Origin of the sequence: Frondihabitans sp. PAMC 28766, from assembly GCF_001577365.1 — a bacterium.
GTDB lineage: Bacteria > Actinomycetota > Actinomycetes > Actinomycetales > Microbacteriaceae > Frondihabitans.
The window spans coordinates 3538901-3551676 of sequence record NZ_CP014513.1; the positions used below are offsets into that span (position 1 = coordinate 3538901).

Sequence of the window (12776 nt, forward strand, 5' to 3'; positions counted from 1 at the left end):
CTGGCACGTCAGGACTTCGACTACCACTGGGTGGAAGCCGAGCCCTCGGCCCGGCGGTCGGCGCGTAACGTCCGACCCGTTCGTCTCATCGACCGCTTCTCGGAGGGCACCATGCCGGATTCGACACCCACCCGCCCCGTGATCCTGCGCGCTGCCACGGTCGTCGACGTGAGCCGCGGCACTCTGCGCCGCGACGTCGACGTCCTGATCGAGATAGGCAGGATCCAGCGCATCGCCCCGACCGGCACCCTCGCCATCCAGGGCGCCGACGTCGTCGATGCACAGGGCCGATTCGTCGTGCCGGGCTTCGTCGACGCCCACGCGCACCCGATCGGACGCGAGAGCGCGACCGAGAACCTCGAGCTGATGGGGGCGTTCGGCATCACCGGCTTCCGGCAGATGAGCGGGTCGCCCCGTCTGCTGGACGACCGTGCCACCGGCCGACTCGGGCTGCCCTCCGACGGGCCGAGCCTCCTGGCCCTGCCGGGAGACCTTCTGACACCCATGAACGCCGGCACGTCGCAGGCGGCCGTGGCGACGCTGCGGGCTCAGAAGGATCAGGGCGCCGACTTCGTCAAGGTCGTCTCGGTCTCGCCCGCGGTGCTGCTCGACGTGCTCGACGAGGCCGCACGCCTGTCGCTGCCGGTCGCGGGGCACCTGCCGAACGGCATCGACGTGCGCGAGGTGTCGAGGCGCGGCATGCGCTGCATCGAGCACCTCGGCCCCGGTGTCGGAATCACGGCGGCCACGGCCGACGACGAGCCGGCGATCCTCGCCGAAGCCGCCGCAGGTGCGCGCACCTTGAAGGCTCCCCCCATCAAGCTGCCCGGCATGGGCCGGATGGTCGAGAACATGCTGAAGAAGATCATCGTCAACCCGGTCACGGCCAACAAAGAGGTCGACATCGACCTTCTCTCGCGAGCCGACGCCACGTTCGACGAAGACAAGGCGCGCGCGGTCGCCCGCCTCTTCGTCGAGAACGAGACGTGGCAGTGCCCGACTCTCATCCGCGTGCGGACGCAGCAGCTCGCCGACGACCCCCGGCATACGGGCGACCCCGAGCTGCGCTTCGTCTCGCCCGGCACCGTGGCTGTGTGGCAGAAGTCGAACGAGAAGTACGCCGCCCAAGGAGATTCGGCTCACGCCACCTACCGACGCACCTACTCGCTGCAGCTGCGCCTGACGAAGATCTTCGACGAGGAGGGCGTGCCCCTGCTCGTCGGCACAGACTCAGGCGGCGCGGGCTGGGTGATCCCGGGCCACGCGATCCACCAGGAGTTCGACGAGCTGGCGGCCGCGGGCCTCTCGCCTCTCAGCGTGCTGAGGGCGGCGACCTCGAATGCCGCGGCGTTCTTCGGCACCTCCTCCACGCAGGGCGACGTGGCCGAGGGCTTCGACGCCGACTTGGTGCTGCTGGGCAGCGACCCGCTGCAGAGCGTCGACGCCCTGCACGACATCGTGGGCGTCGTGCGCGCGGGGCGCTACCGCCCCGCGTCCGAGCTCGACGCCGTCAAGGAGCGCATCGCGGCGGCCCGCTCGATCCAGTAGTGCCTTAGAGGCCACACCTCGGTTTGGTCGACGCGACGGGTGCCGCGCCTCGGTATAACTAGTTATACTCGTTGCATGAGAACTGCTATCTCGCTTCCGGACGGCGACTTCGAGCGCTTCGAGCGTGTCGCGGCCCGCAACCACATGAACCGCTCGGAGTTCTACCGGCTGGCGGCGGACAAGCTGGCCCGCGAGCTCGAAGGCGACGCCGAGCTCACCGCGCAGGCCAACGCCGCCATCGCACGGGCCGGACAACCGTCGGAAGACAGCGCTTTTCTCCGCGCGTCAGAGCAGAACCTCCTTCGAAGCACGGAGTGGTAATCGCCCACGGCGACGTGGTCTGGGTGGACTTCGGTTCACCGCGAGGTTCGGAGCCCGCGAAGGTCCGCCCGGCGGTCGTCGCGCAAGAGAACTGGCTGCTGGCCACCGACATCGCCACCGTCCTGGTCGTGCCGCTGACGTCGAACACGGCGCTCGAGGCGTTTCCCGGCAATGTGCTGGTGCCGATCGAGGCGTCGGGGCTAGAGAGAGACTCGGTGGCAGTCGTCTCGCAGATCGGCCCCGTGAGCCGTGAGTACCTCGACCCGTACCCGGTCGGGCATCTGCCGTCGTACATCGTCTCGAAAGTGGCTGCGGGCGTGCGCCTCGTCGCCGGCATCTGAATCATCTACGGCGACATCCTCGTGCTCGCGTCGGTCGTCGGGGCGAGTCGGTCGAGCATCCTGCACTGGTCGGCTCTCATCGCCGTGCTGGCGACCATGGTGACGACCTTCCTCGCGCACATTCTCGCCCACTCGATCGGTCAGCAGCTCGGGCGCACCGAGGAGGAGGCGCGACTGCACCTGCGCGACGAGATCGAAGTTCGGCCCGCCGCGGCCGAGTGACGGCGGCTCAGGTGTGATCTCGCGCGCGGTGTCAGCGCCGGAGCACGACGAAGGGTGCGTCGAGGGTGGCGTCGGCAGGCGAGTCGAGGTCGCGGTCGAAGACGCGCCGCACCGAGTTGCCGGCCAGGTCTTCGAGACGGGTGTCGACGTGCAGCTCGCCGACGAAGGCGCCGGGCGCGGGCGTGAAAGTCCAGACCGTGGTCTCAGGATCGAGAGAAACCGCACCCGTCACGCGGCCGCCGTCGGCATCAATGACCCGCAGGCACCGCTGCACGAGGGCCCGGTCCAGCGGGCGGTCGAAGGCGATGATCAGCCGGCCGCTGGCCTCCTCGGGCCAGGCCACCTGCCACCGAGCCGGGTCGACCCGGGCGCGCACCGCGGGGCCGACCCTGAACGTTCGGCGAGCCTCCTCGACCAGGAATGCGCCGTCGGCGTCTCGCACGGCCGAGTCGACCACGAGGGTCACCTCTCCCCCGTCGTGCATCGGCGCCCCGGCCTGAGCATTGGGCTGCAGCCCTCGCTTGACGCGCCCCGGCTCGAGCAGCACGGTGAGGCGGCGGCGATCTCGACTCCAGAGCTCGGGCGTCTCGAGAACCGTGCCGGGAAGCTCCGCCCCCGACTCGTCGAGCAGGTGCAGGTGCCCCGCCGCCGACCCGTCCTCCATCGGCACGGAGAACGTCACCGCGAATCGCAGCAGGTTCGCAGGCACCTCGGGCGCCCCGGGGTCGATCGACTCGACCACGGCGCGCCGTTCGGGATCGGCACCGGGCACGACGACCCGAGCCAGCTCGCGCCACTCGTCGTCCGAGCCCTCGCGACCGAGCAGGGTATAGATCGCACCCGGCACCGCTCGGAAGCGCGGCGTGAACCGGGACGCGCCGGGCTCGCGGGCCCATGACCCGGCCGTGGCGACGAGATCCTGCCCTCGACCCGGTGCGGAGATCACAGCCAGCGCGGAGACCGGGGCCAGCGCGAGGACCGCCGGAAGGCCGGGGCCGGAGACGACCCAGTCGCCTCCGACCCACTCGGCCCGGACGCCGCTCAGAGCTCGGCGGCGCTGAACGTGCGCAGGTTCGTGTCGCCGCCCTCGTCCTGCACGACGACGATGTGCGAGCGGTCGAGGTTGGCCATCCACGTGACGCCGGGGTGGTCGAGCTCGTCGCGGGGCACGCCGCGCGACGCCCCGTCGTCGGACAGCGGCAGGTCGAGCGCCTCCTGCCCGGCGATGGACGACGCCGGGATCTTGAGCAGCGGGTGGCGGGTGTTCGAGACGAGCAGGTACTCCTCGCCGTCGCGGTCGTACGAGACGATGCTGAACGGCTGGTTCATCGGGCCGAGCTCGGCGACTGTGCGCCCGCGGACGAGGCCCGAACCGGTGAGGTCGGCGACGGAGAACTGGGCCACGGGCGTGCACGTGTAGGTGGCGAGGATGCTCGCACCGTCGTCGAACGACGTCAGTGCACGGATCGGGGACTGCGTCTCGTATTTGCCGTGGTCGACGTGGTAGATCTCGACACTCGTCTCCGTCGCGGCGCCGTCGAACGGATAGCGGATCTGACGCAGCCGCGACGTGAACTCCTCGTTGCTGAGGCCCGCGACGAACAGGGTGCCGTCGACCCAGGCGAGGCCGGTGATCGTCGAGCGCTGAAGCGGCACCTGGGCGATGTCGAGGGTCACGCCGTTGAACTCGCGCTGGGTGGAGTTCGGCTCGGTGCCGGTGAGGTAGACGTCCATGCGCTCGTCGTCAGCGGCAGGCGCGTCGTCGAGCTCGAACGAGGTGGCGGGCAGGGCGTCGAGCTCGACGACGCTGAACTCGCCGTCGGTGCCGACGCGGACGACGGCCGGGGCGGCTTCGGCGCCGTGGCCGCGCGAGACGGAGAGGTAGACAGCGTGCGACGCGGGGTGCACCGTGATTCCGCGGATGAGCGCATCGGCGGGTTCGACCCCGAGCAGCGAAGCGACCTTCGTGCCGAGGTGGTCGACGCGCACCTCGGCGTCGGCCGCAGGCGTCTCGGCAGGCAATTGGAAGGCGAAGACCGTCGCCTTGGCGACGTCTGCCGCGAAGAGCACCGCGGTGCCGTCGGCGGCGAGGTCGGGCGCGAAGAGAACGGGCCCTGCCGAGAGAAGAGTGGATGGAACGGTGAGCGTCACTGCGGTCTCCTTGTTCTGGCGGGGGTCGGGCGGCCCTCGCGATCGGTTGCAGGCTACGCCTCGAGGGTTGCGCCGAGCTGTCCTCTCGGCGCACGCGCCGCGTGGCGCCGGAGCCCTACAGTGGCAGCACGACAACGAACCGAGGAGGACCCGTGTCGAAAGTCCGCGTGCACAATTTCGCCATCTCGATCGACGGGTTCGGCACGGGCGCCGACCAGTCGCTCGAAGCACCGTTCGGCCACGCCGACGGCCGGCTCATGCAGTGGTTCATGGGCACGCCGACCTTTCGGGCCATGCAGGGTCAGCCCGGCGGCACCGAGGGTGTCGACGAGGAGTTCGCCAGCCAGTGGGCCACCGGCATCGGCGCCGAGATCATGGGCCGCAACAAGTTCGGCCCGCAGCGCGGCGAATGGCCCGACGACGGCTGGAAGGGCTGGTGGGACGACGACCCGCCCTTCCACACCCCGGTCTTCGTGCTCACGCACTTCCCCAAGCCGCGCCTCGAGATGGCGGGCGGCACGACCTTCCACTTCATCGACGCCACGCCCGCGGACGCACTCGCCCAGGCGCGCGAAGCAGCGGGCGACGCCGACATCAGGATCGGGGGCGGAGTCGAGACCGTCCGTGAGTTCCTGGCCGCCGACCTCGTCGACCACCTGCACCTCGTCGTCGTGCCGATCGTGCTCGGTCGTGGCGAGCGGCTCTGGGACGGCCTCGAAGGGCTGGAGGAGCGATTCACGACGGAAGCGGTCTCCTCGCCCAGCGGCGTGACGCACCTGACGTTCACGCGCCGCGAGCGCGACTGACGTCAGGCCGCAGCGTCGACGTCAGGCCGACGCGGCGATGTCAGATCTCGACGTCGTTGCCCATCGTGACGGTGCGCCCGGGCGGCAGCATGAACCGCGCCGCGGGGTCGGCCGCGTTGTGCGCAAGGGCCACGAAGAGCTTCTTGCGCCACGCCACCATGCCGTGGCTGCCACGTGTCAGCCGAAGGCCGCCGCGCGAGATGAAGTACGACGCGTCGTCCATGGCGTCCGGTTCGACGTCGAGGACCTCGCTGAGGCACGCCGCGTGCAGGGCGAACGGCAGATCCTGGTCGTCCGAGAAGCCGAACTTCACGGTCACGTGCTCGATGCCGTCGTCGGTGTAGCCGAGGTCGTCACGCGTGAACGCCTTCGAATGCGGCACATGCGGCACGTTGGCCGTGTGCACCGACACGATGATCACGCGGTCGTGCATCACGTGGTTGTGCTCGACGTTGGCCCGGAGGGCGAGTGGCGTCGTGTCTTTGTTGGGGTGCGGGAAGATCGCGACGCCCTGGACCCGGGGCACGCGCGTCGTGTTGACCTGCTCGATGAAGTCCTCGAGCGGCCCCTCGAGCTCTTCGCGCTGATCCTGGACGAGCTGCCGTCCGCGACGCCAGGTCGTCATGACCGTGATGACGGACAGGGCGATGAGCAACGGCACCCATCCGCCGTGGACGATCTTCGAGAGGTTGCCCGCGAGGAAGGTCAGCTCGAGCCCGCCGAAGACCACCGCCGCGAGGATCGTCTTCCAGAGGCGCCAGTGCCAGAGCTGCCGCGAGACGAGCAGGAGCAACAGCGTGTCGACGACGAGCGCGCCGGTGACCGAGACCCGTACGCGGTGGTCAGCGCAGCGGACGAGCGGAACGCGAGCATGATGGCCATCACGCCGATGAACAGCAACAGGTTGACAGCGGGCAGGTAGATCTGGCCGCCCTCCTCCTTCGAGGTCTGCCGGATCGTCAGCGGCGGCAGCAGCCCCACTTGCACGGCCTGCCGCGTCAGCGAGAAGGCGCCCGAGATGACGGCCTGGCTGGCGATGACCGTCGCGGCCGTGGCCAGGATCACGACGGGGAGCTGGAGCCCGTTCGGGAACAGCATGAAGAACGGATCCTTCGTGGCCCCCGGCTCGTTGAGCACGAGAGCGCCCTGCCCGAGGTAATTGATGACCAGAGCGGGGAACACGACGAAGAACCACGCGCGGCGGATGGGCACCCGACCGAAGTGGCCCATGTCGGCGTACAGGGCTTCGGCCCCGTGATGACGAGGACGACGGCGCCGATGGCCACGAAGGTGATGTACGGGTGGGCGAAGACGAAGATGATGGCCCAGGTCGGCGAGATGCCCTGCAGCACGTCGGGGTGCTTGACGATCATCGGCACGCCGGCCACGGCGATCACGACGAACCACAGCAGCATGATCGGGCCGAAGGCGGCCCCGACCTTGCCGGTTCCGAAGCGTTGCACCAGGAACAGCAGGATCAGGATCACCGCGGCGATCGGCACGACGAGATGGCCGATCGATGGCGCAGCCGTCCCGAGCCCCTCCACCGCCGAGAGCACCGAGACGGCCGGCGTGATGACCGAGTCTCCGTAGAAGAGCGAGACCCCGACGATGCCGATGACGAGGAAGATCGCGGCTCCACCGCGCCGTTTCGAGTAGAGCCGGCGAGCCAGCGCTGCCAACGCCATGACCCCGCCCTCGCCGTTGTTGTCGGCTCGCATGAGCACGAGGACGTATTTGAACGAGACGACGATCGTCATACTCCAGAACATCATCGAGATGACGCCGTAGACGTCCTCGCGAACCGCGTGCACCGCGCCGCCGTCGATGGTGAAGACCGTGCGGAGCGCGTAGAGGGGGCTCGTCCCGATGTCGCCGAACACGACGCCGAGAGCGACGAGCGCCAGGCCCGTGACTCCCTTGTGCCCGTGCCCGCCGGATCCGGCATCGTCCGATTGTGTCGCTGCGGGCGCAGGCGTACGGGTCTCGGTCACGCGTCATCACTCCAGATCCGGCCGTGCAGGTGGCGGCTCCGATCATCCTGCCACCGTCGACGGCGAATGCCCGCCGAAGTCGGCGCGCCACGATAACCATGAGGGTGATTCGGGTTTTCACTGTGAGTAACCATCACCACAAGGAGGATCACGTCGTATCCGGACGTACCCGAACCCGATGTCCCCACCACTCTCGGCCGCTGGACGGCCGAGGCAGCAGGCACCTTCCTGCTCGTCTTCGGCCTCGTGTCGACGGCGATCTTCTCAGCGAAGTTCCCCTCTGCCGGGGGTTCGCGCCGATCGCGATCGGCTTCACTCTGACGCTGCTGCTGCTGCTGATCGTCTTCCCGATCGTCGGCGCCCTGATCGCCGGCTTCGGCTATCGGGCTCTCTTCGAGACGAAGAAGCGGGCTCCGGCCGCCTGACGGAACGCTCTAGGGTCGTGGTGTGAACCGCACCGATCGGCTGTACGCCCTCGTCGAAGAGTTGCGTGCCGTCGCACCCCGGCCCCGCAGCGCAAGGTGGCTCGCCGAGCGCTTCGAGGTCAGCTCTCGGACGATCGAACGGGACCTCAACGCCCTGCAGCAGTCGGGCGTGCCGATCTGGGCTGAACCGGGCCGGACGGGCGGCTACTGCCTCGACGCGTCGCACACGCTGGCGCCTCTGGGGTTCACCGTCGACGAGGCCCTGGCGATCCTGATCTCGCTCGAGATGCTGTCGAGCAGCCCCTTTCGTGACTCGGCACGGTCGGCGCTGCAAAAGGTCGTAGCCGTGACCGATGACCGCAGCCTGACCGAGACCATCGAGCTGGCGACCCGCATCCACCTGCTGGCCGACGGCCCGCCGCTGGAGTCACCCGCCGCGCTGACCGGGGCCCTGCACTCCGGCCAGGTGCTGCGCATCGCCTACCGCGGCCGTGACAGCGCCGAGACGACTCGCGACGTCGAGCCGATGGGCTACGTCGGGCGCGGCCAGTCGTGGTATCTCATCGCGTGGTGCCGGCTGCGCGACGGGGTCAGGGCCTTCCGCGGCGACCGCATCCTCCGCGCCGAGCCGACGGGCGAGAGGCCGCCTCGGCGCACCCTCCGGGCCGAGGACCTCGACATCCCCTACGGCGATCTGCGCACCGTCGCTGCAGACCCTGCAGACCCTGCAGACCCTGCAGACCCTGCAGACGGTGCGGGCGGTGCCGCCACGAGAGTTCGCTAAACACCGACAGGACGGTGTCGCCGACGCCGGTCACGATGAAGCCATGAATCTCGCATCGATCAGGATCATCACCGACGACGTCGACCGTCTGGCCCGCTTCTACGAGGCGGTCACCGAGTCGAGCGCCTCCCGCCCGGCGCCCGTGTTCGCAGAGTTCCGCACCGAGACCGGCGTGCTCGCCATCGGCAGCACGGCCACCGTCGCCATGCTCGGCGACGGTGCACCCATACCCGGGCGCAACGACTCCGTCATCATCGAGTTCGCCGTCGATGACGTCGACGCTGATTTCGAGCGCCTCCGCGGCAGCCTCGACGACGTCGTCCTCGAGCCGACGACGATGCCGTGGGGCAACCGGTCGACCCTCTTCCGCGACCCGGACGGCAACCTCGTCAACCTGTTCTCGCGACCGGAATAGCCCGCTCGGGCCTCCCTCGGTCATGCCCCGAACGGGTGCCGACCGAAGGGGGGCTCGTGCACCGGCGACCTTCGACCTACTGTGGACACATGACCGCACGACACCGCGCCACGCCCGTGCCCCGGGGGCGTCACGCCGTGCATCACATCTCCGCCCCGACTGCAGCCGTGCAGGCCGGCGGGCTGAGCTTTCGCTGCGCCGTCGTCTCGTCGTCGGCCGTCGTCGCCGTGGCCGGGCTGTCGATCTCGATGATCCTGCCCGCCGAAGCGGCGACCCTGCACAGCACGTCGCACGCCCGCCAGACCACGGCTCACGTCCACGCCGCGGCTCAGTCGTTCACGGTGCCGAGCACCGTGGCCGTCGATCAGGTGGCCCGCGACGACTACACCGCGACACCTCCGGCCGTGCTCGCCGCGGCTGAGGCCGCGAAAGCGCGGGCGCTCAAGGTGAGCGCGCCGGACGCGCTGACAAAGGCGGCGGCGATCGCGGCCATCCTGGCGGCGCCCGTGACGGTCGTCACCTACAGCGCTGCAGCGACGGCGGCTGCCGCCGGCACGACCGCTGCCACGACTGCCGCTACCCCCTCGAAGCCTGGCGCCACCGCCTCGACTTCGACCACGACCACCGACACCGCCCTCAGCACCACCGGTGTCACGACGGTCACCTCCGGCACCGTCGCCGACAAGGTCGCGGCCGCGACGCTCGACTCCGCGTCGGCCACTGCCGACGAGATCGTCGCCGCCGCCGTGAAGTACGTCGGCGTCGTGCCTTACGTGCACGACGGGGCCGACCCGAAGACCGGCTTCGACTGCTCGGGCCTCGTCATGTACGTCTACGCGAAGTTCGGCATCGCCGTGCCTCACGACGTCGACGGCATCGCCGCCCTCGGCACGCCGATCGCCGCCGACAAGGTGCAGCCCGGCGACCTCGTGGTCTACCCGCACCAGCACATCGGCATTTACATCGGCGACGGCTACATGGTCGACGCGCCGAACGTCGGCCGCGACGTCGAGGTGCAGGCCGTCTGGGGCAAGCCGACGTACGTGCACGTCGCCGGGGCCTGAGCCGCCAGGGCCGCCGACTCCGGTCGATTTACGCGCCACTCAGCGACGAGCAGCAGCCACGAGCTCCTCGGACACCCTCCAGAGCCGGGCAGCGTCGTCAGGATCGAGCGCGTACGGGGCAACGCCACGGCGGATGCCGGGCTGATGCGGGGCCGCCTCGTTGCAGTCCTCGAAGTAGCGGCCGCCTGCGCCCTCGACCAGCGGCGAGACAGCCAAGAAGACCGAGGTCGCCGCGCCCTGCTCGACGGTCTTCACCGAGACGCCCGTGCTGCTCGCCACGCCCGGGGCGGCGGCGGGCGGCACGGAGCCCAGGTGCCTCATCAGGCCGGTAGCCGGGATCCTGCCGGGGTTGAGCGCATTGATCGTGATGCCGTCGGCCGCCCAGCGGCGTGAGCCCTCGACCCCGAACAGGATGTTGGCCGTCTTCGACTGGCCGTAGGCCGCCCACCGGTCGTAGGGGCGCCTCTCGAACATCAGGTCGTCGAAGTCGACGCCGCCGTCGATGTGACCGACCGAACTGACGGCGACCACACGGGCGTCGCCCGCAGCGGCCAACGCGTCGTGGAGCCCCGTTGTGAGGTGGAAGTGCCCGAGGTGGTTCGTGGCGAACTGCAGCTCCCAGCCCGCGGCCGTGCGGTGGAGGTCGGGCAGCGCCATGATCCCGGCATTCGCCACCAGGATGTCTAGGGCGCCGCGCCAGCCGCCGACGAAAGCCTCGATCGACTCGAGATCGGCGATGTCGAGCCGGGCGACGTCGACCGGGTTGCCCGTGGCCGCCGTGATGTCGGCGGCAGTCTCGTGGCCGGTGGCAGGATCGCGCACGGCAAGCGTGACGGCAGCCCCCGCGGCCGAGAGCGCGCGAGCGGTCTCGACCCCGATGCCCGACGATCCGCCGGTGACGATGGCTCTGCGACCGGTCAGGTCGATTGCCTCGACCACCTGCAGAGCAGTCGTGTCCGCTCCGAACGGGCTCGTGATTCGACCTTCCGCCATGGTCAGCGCCTCCTCAGTGTCGCGTCGAGCAGCGCCGGCGGCGCCGCGTCGTAGTTGTCGTCGGGGTTCACGTCGGTGCCGGGCGCCACGGTCTCGTCGATGCGGTCGAGTGTCTCTGCGCTGAGGACGACGTCGGCCGCGGGCAGCAGGCTGGTGAGCTGGTCGAGGGTACGGGGGCCGATGATCACGCTCGTGAGAGCGGGGTGAGCGAGGACGAAGGCCAGGGCGAGATGCGGCAGCGGGAGACCGGCTTCCTGCGCCAGCGTCGTCAGTCGACGGACCGCGTCGGCCTTCGAGGCGTTGGCGGGGACGGACACGTCGTACATGCTCGGACGGCTCGAGGCGCGGTGCGCGCCGGACGGATCGGCGCGCCCTGACAGCCACCCCGCGTTCAGCGGGCTGTAGCTGATCACACCCATACCGTGCCGCTGGGCGGTCGGAAGCACCGCCCGCTCGATGCTGCGGGTCAGGATCGAGTAGAGCGGCTGCTCGGTCACGAAGCGTCGATGACCGCCGCGACAGGCCGCCCACTGCGCCTCGACGATGAGATCGGCGGGGAAGGTCGACGAGCCGATCGCGCGCACCTTGCCCTCGCGCACGAGGTCGCTCAGCACGGCGAGGGTCTCGTCGACGGGAGTCTCGTGGTCGGGCCGGTGCAGCTGGTAGAGGTCGATCCAGTCGGTGCCGAGGCGGCGGAGGCTCTGTTCGACCTCATGTCGGATCCAGCGCGCCGACGCCCCGCTCTGGTTGGCATCGTCGCCCATCGCGAGGCCGAACTTCGTCGCGACCACGACGTCGTCCCGCCGCCCGCGGATCGCCTTGCCGACGATCACCTCCGACTCGCCCGCCGAGTAGACGTCGGCCGTGTCGATGAAGTTGATGCCCGCGTCGAGGGCCGTGCGAATGATCCCGACCGATTCGTCGTGGTCTCGATTGCCCATCGCGCCGAACATCATCGCGCCGAGCGTGATCTCACTGACTGAGATGCCGCTCGCGCCCAGGATCCTGCGTTTCATCGTTCGGACGCCTTCTTTCGTCTTAAACGGAGTAAGCTCCGTTAAAATCGAGACTAAACGAAGTAGACTCCGTTAAGCAACCATCCCCGAAGACAGAGGTCACACGATGCAGGAGGCTCGCCCCACAAGCCGCCGCGCGCCCCGGTCCGATGGCCGGGAGAATCGCGCGAAGATCCTCCAGGCGGCGGCTCGCGCTTTCGCCGTCGATGGCGCCGACGCCACGTTGAACTCCATCGCGCGTGACGCCGGCGTCGGGATCGCGACGCTCTTCCGGCACTTCCCGACGAGGGACGACCTGATGATCGCCGCCTACAGCGAGTCGATCGACTACCTCTGCGCGGCCGCCGACGAACTTCTAGCGCGGATGCCACCCCTCGACGCCGCCCGAGCGTGGATGGGGCGCTACCTCGACTACATGAGCACGAAAGCGGGCATGGCCGACACCGTTCGCGCCCTCCTCTCGAACGACGTCGACAGCCGCGTGCACACCCTCGACCGGTTGCTCGCCGCGGTGGAGCTGCTGCTCCGCGCCGGGCGCTCGTCGGGCGCGGTGGTGCCGGGCACTCGCGCGGACGACGTGCTCGCCGCGCTGGCCGGCATCGCGGTCGTGGCCGGGCGACCGGCTCAGCGACCGCAGGCGGATCGTCTGGCCGACCTGCTCGTCCGCGGTGTCGCGGCCTCTCGCGTCTGACATAG

At 69.7% G+C, this 12776-nt stretch carries 14 protein-coding genes and 1 pseudogene; 10 read left to right on the forward strand and 5 right to left on the reverse strand.

Features of this window, described 5'->3' with window-relative positions; all coding sequences use genetic code 11:
• The first annotated feature begins 111 nt into the window (after window positions 1-111).
• From AX769_RS16945 to AX769_RS16960, 4 genes are all read left to right on the forward strand, one after another.
• Window positions 112-1548, forward strand: coding sequence for an amidohydrolase family protein (locus AX769_RS16945; protein ID WP_157887697.1), 1437 nt, complete (start codon window positions 112-114; stop codon window positions 1546-1548).
• A 75-nt stretch (window positions 1549-1623) separates the two neighbouring features.
• Window positions 1624-1869 (forward strand): CopG family transcriptional regulator, encoded by a 246-nt coding sequence (locus AX769_RS16950; RefSeq protein WP_066281752.1) that lies wholly within the window; start codon window positions 1624-1626, stop codon window positions 1867-1869.
• Window positions 1863-2210, forward strand: coding sequence for a type II toxin-antitoxin system PemK/MazF family toxin (locus AX769_RS16955; RefSeq protein ID WP_066281754.1), 348 nt, complete (start codon window positions 1863-1865; stop codon window positions 2208-2210). Before AX769_RS16950 ends, AX769_RS16955 begins: the two co-directional genes overlap by 7 nt.
• A 21-nt stretch (window positions 2211-2231) precedes the next feature.
• Window positions 2232-2432 carry a hypothetical protein gene (locus AX769_RS16960; RefSeq protein ID WP_066281756.1) on the forward strand — a complete coding sequence of 67 codons (201 nt, stop codon included), beginning with the start codon at window positions 2232-2234 and terminating at the stop codon, window positions 2430-2432.
• Between the two features lie 31 nt (window positions 2433-2463).
• Here the strand turns inward: AX769_RS16960 and AX769_RS16965 are convergent, their stop codons facing one another.
• Together AX769_RS16965 and AX769_RS16970 are read right to left on the reverse strand one after the other, a co-directional pair.
• Complete coding sequence (locus AX769_RS16965) at window positions 2464-3378, reverse strand: hypothetical protein (RefSeq protein WP_066281757.1); 915 nt, start codon at window positions 3376-3378, stop codon at window positions 2464-2466.
• Window positions 3379-3473: 95 nt separating this feature from the next.
• Window positions 3474-4583 carry a hypothetical protein gene (locus AX769_RS16970; protein WP_066281758.1) on the reverse strand — a complete coding sequence of 370 codons (1110 nt, stop codon included), beginning with the start codon at window positions 4581-4583 and terminating at the stop codon, window positions 3474-3476.
• Between the two features lie 152 nt (window positions 4584-4735).
• Between AX769_RS16970 and AX769_RS16975 the strand changes: the two genes are divergently transcribed.
• A complete protein-coding gene (locus tag AX769_RS16975; protein WP_066281759.1) occupies window positions 4736-5389 on the forward strand; it encodes a dihydrofolate reductase family protein in 654 nt (217 codons plus the stop codon).
• Window positions 5390-5429: 40 nt separating this feature from the next.
• On the opposite strand, the pseudogene AX769_RS26085 reads toward AX769_RS16975, so the two are convergent.
• Window positions 5430-7383: pseudogene (locus tag AX769_RS26085) on the reverse strand (potassium transporter Kup).
• Window positions 7384-7505: 122 nt separating this feature from the next.
• Here AX769_RS26085 and AX769_RS16985 point away from each other — a divergent pair.
• From AX769_RS16985 to AX769_RS17000, 4 genes are all read left to right on the forward strand, one after another.
• Window positions 7506-7808, forward strand: coding sequence for a hypothetical protein (locus tag AX769_RS16985; protein WP_066281760.1), 303 nt, complete (start codon window positions 7506-7508; stop codon window positions 7806-7808).
• Between the two features lie 22 nt (window positions 7809-7830).
• Window positions 7831-8592: a YafY family protein gene (locus tag AX769_RS16990; RefSeq protein WP_082763886.1), complete on the forward strand. Its 762-nt coding sequence runs from the start codon at window positions 7831-7833 to the stop codon at window positions 8590-8592.
• Window positions 8593-8635: 43 nt separating this feature from the next.
• A complete protein-coding gene (locus AX769_RS16995) occupies window positions 8636-9007 on the forward strand; it encodes a VOC family protein (protein WP_066281762.1) in 372 nt (123 codons plus the stop codon).
• A gap of 89 nt (window positions 9008-9096) precedes the next feature.
• On the forward strand, window positions 9097-10071 hold the full coding sequence (locus AX769_RS17000; protein ID WP_066281763.1) for a C40 family peptidase: 975 nt from the start codon (window positions 9097-9099) through the stop codon (window positions 10069-10071).
• 39 nt (window positions 10072-10110) lie between these two features.
• On the opposite strand, the gene AX769_RS17005 is transcribed toward AX769_RS17000, so the two are convergent.
• Window positions 10111-11064: an SDR family NAD(P)-dependent oxidoreductase gene (locus AX769_RS17005; RefSeq protein WP_066281765.1), complete on the reverse strand. Its 954-nt coding sequence runs from the start codon at window positions 11062-11064 to the stop codon at window positions 10111-10113.
• 2 nt (window positions 11065-11066) lie between these two features.
• Entirely contained in the window at window positions 11067-12080 is a 1014-nt protein-coding gene (locus AX769_RS17010; protein ID WP_066281766.1) for an aldo/keto reductase, read from the reverse strand.
• 106 nt (window positions 12081-12186) lie between these two features.
• Between AX769_RS17010 and AX769_RS17015 the strand changes: the two genes are divergently transcribed.
• Window positions 12187-12771 (forward strand): TetR/AcrR family transcriptional regulator, encoded by a 585-nt coding sequence (locus AX769_RS17015; protein WP_066281768.1) that lies wholly within the window; start codon window positions 12187-12189, stop codon window positions 12769-12771.
• Window positions 12772-12776: the final 5 nt, after the last annotated feature.

Excerpts from the sequence above, each read along its gene's own strand:
- AX769_RS17005 (WP_066281765.1), bottom strand. The coding sequence starts at position 11,064 with ATGGCGGAAGGTCGAATCACGAGCCCGTTCGGAGCGGACACGACTGCT.
- AX769_RS17015 (WP_066281768.1), top strand. The coding sequence starts at position 12,187 with ATGCAGGAGGCTCGCCCCACAAGCCGCCGCGCGCCCCGGTCCGATGGC.
- AX769_RS17000 (WP_066281763.1), top strand. The coding sequence starts at position 9,097 with ATGACCGCACGACACCGCGCCACGCCCGTGCCCCGGGGGCGTCACGCC.
- AX769_RS16995 (WP_066281762.1), top strand. The coding sequence starts at position 8,636 with ATGAATCTCGCATCGATCAGGATCATCACCGACGACGTCGACCGTCTG.
- AX769_RS17010 (WP_066281766.1), bottom strand. The coding sequence starts at position 12,080 with ATGAAACGCAGGATCCTGGGCGCGAGCGGCATCTCAGTCAGTGAGATC.
- AX769_RS16950 (WP_066281752.1), top strand. The coding sequence starts at position 1,624 with ATGAGAACTGCTATCTCGCTTCCGGACGGCGACTTCGAGCGCTTCGAG.
- AX769_RS16945 (WP_157887697.1), top strand. The coding sequence starts at position 112 with ATGCCGGATTCGACACCCACCCGCCCCGTGATCCTGCGCGCTGCCACG.